The 6,192-nt window shown below is 43.8% G+C and carries 6 protein-coding genes; 1 reads left to right on the top strand and 5 read right to left on the bottom strand.

Going from position 1 to position 6,192, the window contains the following annotated elements; translation table 11 throughout:
- The 5 genes from F6K37_RS30175 to F6K37_RS30155 all read right to left on the bottom strand — a co-directional run.
- A partial coding sequence (locus F6K37_RS30175) for a class I SAM-dependent methyltransferase (protein ID WP_287254185.1) occupies positions 1 to 906 on the bottom strand: 906 nt, incomplete at its 3' end.
- A gap of 71 nt (positions 907 to 977) precedes the next feature.
- Positions 978 to 2,054, bottom strand: coding sequence for an NAD-dependent epimerase/dehydratase family protein (locus F6K37_RS30170; RefSeq protein ID WP_287254184.1), 1,077 nt, complete (start codon positions 2,052 to 2,054; stop codon positions 978 to 980).
- Between the two features lie 16 nt (positions 2,055 to 2,070).
- Positions 2,071 to 2,277 (bottom strand): hypothetical protein, encoded by a 207-nt coding sequence (locus F6K37_RS30165; RefSeq protein WP_287254182.1) that lies wholly within the window; start codon positions 2,275 to 2,277, stop codon positions 2,071 to 2,073.
- A complete protein-coding gene (locus tag F6K37_RS30160; protein ID WP_287254181.1) occupies positions 2,274 to 3,248 on the bottom strand; it encodes a phytanoyl-CoA dioxygenase family protein in 975 nt (324 codons plus the stop codon). The genes F6K37_RS30165 and F6K37_RS30160 overlap by 4 nt, the downstream gene beginning before the upstream one ends.
- 519 nt (positions 3,249 to 3,767) lie before the next feature.
- Positions 3,768 to 5,603, bottom strand: coding sequence for an ABC transporter ATP-binding protein (locus tag F6K37_RS30155; RefSeq protein ID WP_287254179.1), 1,836 nt, complete (start codon positions 5,601 to 5,603; stop codon positions 3,768 to 3,770).
- A gap of 128 nt (positions 5,604 to 5,731) precedes the next feature.
- On the opposite strand from F6K37_RS30155, the gene F6K37_RS30150 reads away from it, so the two are divergent.
- On the top strand, positions 5,732 to 6,013 hold the full coding sequence (locus F6K37_RS30150) for a hypothetical protein (RefSeq protein WP_287254177.1): 282 nt from the start codon (positions 5,732 to 5,734) through the stop codon (positions 6,011 to 6,013).
- Positions 6,014 to 6,192 lie beyond the last annotated feature (179 nt).

Below are 6,192 nucleotides of genomic sequence, written 5' to 3'. Positions count from 1 at the left end.
ATAATAATGAAAAAAAAAATTAGATAGATGCCTTTTGTCTGTTTTTCTATATAATGCTCTAATATTCTCATCTCCTTTAACTAATTCAAAACCAGCTTTTCCTAAAATGAAATTTAAAGTTGATAAGGAAAAGTGATAAAGATGTGCATTTTGAAAAAACCTTAATGGATTGACATAATTTCTATGAATCTTAAATATACCAGGAAGCTCAATATATAAATATCCTCTATCAGTGATTGAATTATATATCTTCTCAAGTTCTTCAAGAGGATTTGGAAAATGTTCAAGAACATGGCAAAGAATTACAAGGTCAGCTTTTCCGTATTTGTCTAAAGATTTTATATCTCCATGTTCTAGAATGAGTCCTATGCTTTTGCCACGATTCAAATATTGACTTCCTAAATCACAACCAAATACCTTACATCCTAAATTTTTGAAAGGGATCAGTACTCCCCCTGCTCCACAACCCACATCAAATACTGTTAAATTTTCATGAAACTTGAAATTTGGCTTTAGGAAATCCATAATTAATCTGCCATGACTTTCTTGTTCCTCAAAAAAATCATCTGGTGCTTGAGAATGGCCAACATAAATAGAACGGTAGTCTTGATCGTAAAATTTTGATAAACTAGACTCATCTAATCTTGGGCTTGTCCGCATTATCCCACAGGATTTACATAAGTATGTTGACACTGACAAACAATAGCGATCACGCTCAGTTAAACAAATACCTTCTGAATCACCACATAGACAAGAAATGCTCTCAAAGGTATATACTCCCTTATTCACTTTTGTCTGAAACTTACCAATAGAATCGTATTGAAATTCAGTAAGGTTTACTTGTGGACTTTCACAAATAAATAACCTACGAAGTAAAATTTTGTTTAGTCTATCAATTATTAGCATGATTCATTAAATCCACATAAACAGTATGTACATCTTCATTTCATAAATAAGATAGATGTCATTCTATATACTCATGAAGCTGAGATTTGGCACCAATCTTTTTGCCCTTCTGCAAACTCAGCAATCTCTCTCAACACGTCATAAATACTAGTCTGAGGCTTCCAACCCCAAACATTTGTAGCTTTTGTCGAATCCAACACCATCCAAGCAATGTCAAAAGGTCGTTCTGTATCGGTTTGAACTACCTTATTAGCCCCAAAGCGATCTTCACACCAATCACTTAATTGCCGCAGTGACATACTATTGCTCACCCCACCACTTAAATTCACAGTTCGGGGTTTATTCGTCACTAATGGCTCACTAAACTGCTTTTCTAACAAAGACACTAAATCTTGAGGATGCAAACAGTCACGTACCTGATAACCCTTACCGCCAAAACCAATATATTTCAGAGGTCGCTTTTCTTTAAAGCTATGAATCCAAAAGGCAAAAATCCCCTGTCCTGGATGACCGAATTGACCTGCTCCCGCCAACACACCACAGCGGTTAATCCACACCGGAAACTCAAAAGTTAATCCATACTCCAGCGCCAGTGTCTCTGACGCTAACTTTGTCGAACCATACAGAGAAATCGGTGGAGCCTTTGAAAATGCTTCACTAATCCCCTGCTCACTCAATCCCACTGGCCAACTAGACGAGTCAGCTACACAAGGCCGAAAAGCCCGGTCATGCACCTCTACCTTTAATTGTGCCAATGGTGGAATTGAATAGACCCGGCTGGTTGAGAGGAGTATGAAACCTGCATTCCAACGTTTGCAAGCCTCCAGCAAATTAATTGTGCCGCCTAGATTATGGTCAATCAGTTGACGACTACTCGATTGACCATCAACCCCTGCCAATACACTGGGGTTTGCCGCACAATCAATCACCCAGTCAAACGGACCATTAGCTTCCAGGTCGCTGGCATTACGAATATCACCATGAACAACCTTCACCCCTTGTTTGGTCAAAATCTCACGATTAAGCCAAGAGCCTGACCGAGATAGGTTATCAATACCCGTAATGGCTAAATCTGCTTTATGGTCAAGTAACGCTTTAGTCAGGGTACTACCCACAAAGCCACAAATTCCTGTAATAAAAAGTTTCATAAAATCCCTTAAACCGTTAAGCTGCCACCTGACTACTCTGCAACTTCCAATAGCGCGCATAGCGCTCACCTTGATGCAGAAGCGACTTATGGGTACCATGCTCTACAAGCTGTCCCCGCTCTAGCACTAAAATCTGATCAGCCTCAGCAATGGTCGAAAGTCGGTGTGCCACCACAATCACTGTTCGTTCCTTCTGGAACTGTTCCAATGCCTGCTGAATCAACTCTTTCTGCTGTTTGAACTTGGCAATTTAGGATGCCATAGTTTACGTTTTAAACTCACTTGCCATTCTCCAGTTAGCAGCCCTTTGGCTAGGTTCCTAGTGATTGCCTTAAGCGTCAGGAGCAAAAGCTGCTTATATAACTTCATTAGCTCTGGCATAGCCATAGTTGCGATTGAACTATTTGGAAAGACTGGATAGTTTCGCTGAATCCCAAATCCTAAGTAGTTGAAAAGGTCTGGACTAGGGTTATCGATAAACCCAGCATTGACCAGATTTTGCTCTCCATGGCCAAGATATTCATCTTTAATTTGCTCGACCTGGAACTGAAAAATATTTCGAACATGATGTCTGTCTTTAAACGGGCGTGCTCGATGAATACCATGCAAATCAAAGATGATGAGGTCGCCCTTCTTTATTTCAAAGGTTCTGATATCCTGCTGATAGTGCGTCTGAACCCAGCGATCGCTGATATAAATCTCATCGTCATACTTTGATGACCAAAGGTGGGAACCCTCAATATACTGAAACGGGCTTAAATTTGGCTCGGAAAGATATATAATAAATACCAGACCTTGCATCTGGTGCTTACCCAAAAACTGACTACCGTACAGCAGATTATTGTCTGTGTGCCAGGGCATATGAAACCCTCGACGGGTCTGACAGAACCTGTGATTTATCAGCTGATATCCTACTTGTAAATAGGCATTACAAACATCTAAAACCTGTTGAGACGTAATCAAATCGTAGGCTCGCTTCGACTTTGCCAGGCAATGGCTCAAAAACTTCTGATTTCCTGAACAAACCACACCTAGGTGATTTTTATTGATCAGAATCTCATCAAAGTCGATTTCTTCTAAGAGCCGGTCAGCCTCTATCTTATCTAATGCACTTTCTGCGAAGTAATAGCCCTTTTCCCTAATAGAGCTGACAATTTCAGCAGTGGAAGTAATATTGAGAGTGTTCCAAGACATAACAATACACCAGAAATGTTGAATCTATTTCACGTCTGTACCTACATTTAGATACCTGACTGGGTGATAAGCAACCTGGTGAACTTGGTAGGGTGTGGGAGAACGGGTGATTATAAAAATGATTATAAAAATACAGGAGCTGAGGCGTTGCTTAATAATGGAATGATTTTAATAGTTTTTAGGTGCGCTTTCCGTTAGCGAATTAAATTCTTAATGGGTCAAGGGCACCGGATATTTTCGGGCGGGCAGGATGCCCCTTACAAGGGTAGGTTTTTTACAAAGGGGCGAGTACGTACTTTTATTGTCTTGATGATTTTTAACGACAATAATGGTACATTTTCTTATACCCCACACCCCACACCTGAGGTGAAAGTTAAAAACCTACCCTGATGAGCGACTCCCGATTCCCGATTCCCGATTCCCGACCCAAATGTAAAAAACCTACCCCTGTGAGCCACTCCCCACTCCCTGATCAATTTTAGGGTCAAGAATGAAACAGCCCTGCCTCAAGCTACTGTTTTAAGCTGCCACCTGGCTACTCTGCAACTGCCAATAGCGTGCATAGCGCTCACCTTGATGCAAAAGCGAGTTATGGGTACCGTGCTCTACAAGCTGTCCCCGCTCTAGCACTAGAATTTGATCAGCCTCAGCAATGGTCGAAAGTCGGTGTGCCACCACAATCACTGTTCGTTCCTTCTGGAACTGTTCCAATGCCTGCTGAATCAACTTCTCTGATTCACTATCTAAGGCACTGGTGGCTTCATCCAAGATTAAAATCTCTGGCTGCTTAATTAATGCCCGTGCCAGAGCCAATCGTTGCCGCTGTCCACCGGAGAGTTTATAGCCCCGCTCACCCACCACGGTTTCGTACCCATCAGGCAAGGCTAAAATAAACTTGTGGGCTTGGGCTGCTTTCGCTGCTTCCACCACCTCATCCAAGCTTGCTGAGGGACGACCGTAACGCAAATTTTCTAAAATACTGTCATTAAAAATAAACGTATCTTGACTGACCACCCCGATCTGTTGCCGCCAGTCTTCCAAGCAATAGTCTGCTAGAGGACGACCATTGACTAGAATATGTCCTGCCGTCGGTTGATACAGTCCGATGAACAAATCTATAATCGAAGACTTACCTGCCCCCGACTCCCCGACTAAGGCAGTTACTTGATGTCGGGGCAGAGTAAAGGTGAGATTGTTCAAGGCAAGGTTATCATCGTTAGTATAAGAAAGGCTTACAGACTTAAACTCAATATCTTCCCTTAGCCGTGTAAACGGCTCCGTGCCCGAGTGCTCAAATACCTTATCCCGCTGGTCTAAAATCGTCTCCAACCGTGCCATCCGGGCGCTGTTATCCACAAAAGCTGTAATTGTGTTTGAAGTTGCTCTCAAGCGCCCCGATAACCTTTGCAAGGCCAGCAAAAAGGTCAACAACAGGGGTAGGATTGTCGCCTTACCCCCTTCAAATAGTACTGCGGAAGCCGCCAAAATTCCCAGGGCTACCATGGGCAAAGTCTCTAAAATTGGCTCCGGCAGGTAAAAGACCAATGCCCGCTTTTTTAGTTGTTTCTCGATTTTACCTAATATCTGATTTGCCCCCGTTAGTGTCTGTGGCTGGGTACCAAAGGTATGCAACAACCTCAATGCCTGGATGCTCTGAGTAATATACTTAGCCGACTCCACCTGGCTTGCGGTCACCCGCTTTACCACTCGTCGTAATCGGGGAATCAGCTTGTACTGCACATAAGCCACCGCCAGGATCAGCACCGTTGCCGCCCCTGCCAAGATTGGGGATAGACCCACGATAATAACCAGGTACACCAAGGAGAATGACACACTCACCACCAGATTGTTGAATTGTGTGATATTTTGATCGACTGCGAAAGCCGCATCATTGGTAAAAAGTACTAGGTCACCGACCTTATAGCGGCTGACACAGCCATAGCTAAAGGTCATAATCCGTTCAAACACTTTGCCCGTCACATAGGGCTGTGCTTTGGCCGATAGGTAAGCTGTGGATACCTTATTGAGATAGTTACTCAGACTTAAGCCGATTTGCAGCACCACTGCCCCAAAGATTAATATTAAAAACATTTGCTCTGGTGGCAAAGGCAGAATCTTAGCAAGGATTTGAGCTATTGTGGGATTAGTTGGTGTATCTGTTCCAGGGTCATCAGTCCCGGTTAGATAACCCACGGCCAGATAAATAACACCTAGGGTGCTGCCCTCTAGGACAGCACTGACGAGATTAGTAATCAGGTTCATCCCAATCAGCCACCAGTTTCTCCGGGCTGTCTCCCCGACCAGAACATAGGCTGGCGATCGGAAATTAGGAATAAGTTTTTTGAGTTTTGTCACAATTACTATTAATTAGTCAGCAAATATATAGCGTTTTAAAATCAGATGTGAAACTAGAATTGATGGGAGCAGCGGATCTGGGAAAGAGAGGGGGCGTTGCTTAATAATGGAATGATTTTAAGAGTTTTGTGGAATGGGCATCTTGCCCGTTATCAAGATTTTCCGGGCGTGGAACGGGCATCAGGCGTGGCACAGGCATCAGGCGTGGAACGGGCATCAGGCGTGGAACGGGCATCAGGCGTGGCACAGGCATCAGGCGTGGAACGGGCATCAGGCGTGGAACGGGCATCTTGCCCGTTTCATTTCCCAGGCAGCAACCTAACACTGGCGACCGAGAAAATGAGGGCTCGCCCAAGGGTTGTGCGTTACGGGGCGGACTATCCCAACGCTGGCTACGAGGTGAAAAATAAGGGCAAGTCCGCCCCTAACGCACCCTACGCACTCTTTCCCCTCTAGCATGCATGCCTCTTGCCTTTTGCCTTTTGCCCCAAGAAGTGTGTTTACAACCCAGATACAAACACTATATATACTCAAACGGTTACGGCTGATTTAGCCAAACGAGCTTGCCAAGATTCCACAATTTGCTGAA

The organism is Moorena sp. SIO4E2, assembly GCF_010671945.1.
Lineage (GTDB): Bacteria > Cyanobacteriota > Cyanobacteriia > Cyanobacteriales > Coleofasciculaceae > Moorena > Moorena producens.
Note: the sequence above shows the minus strand (reverse complement) of the source record. Positions and strands in the feature narration are given on the sequence as shown.

Excerpts from the sequence above, each read along its gene's own strand:
- F6K37_RS30170 (WP_287254184.1), bottom strand. The coding sequence starts at position 2,054 with ATGAAACTTTTTATTACAGGAATTTGTGGCTTTGTGGGTAGTACCCTG.
- F6K37_RS30160 (WP_287254181.1), bottom strand. The coding sequence starts at position 3,248 with ATGTCTTGGAACACTCTCAATATTACTTCCACTGCTGAAATTGTCAGC.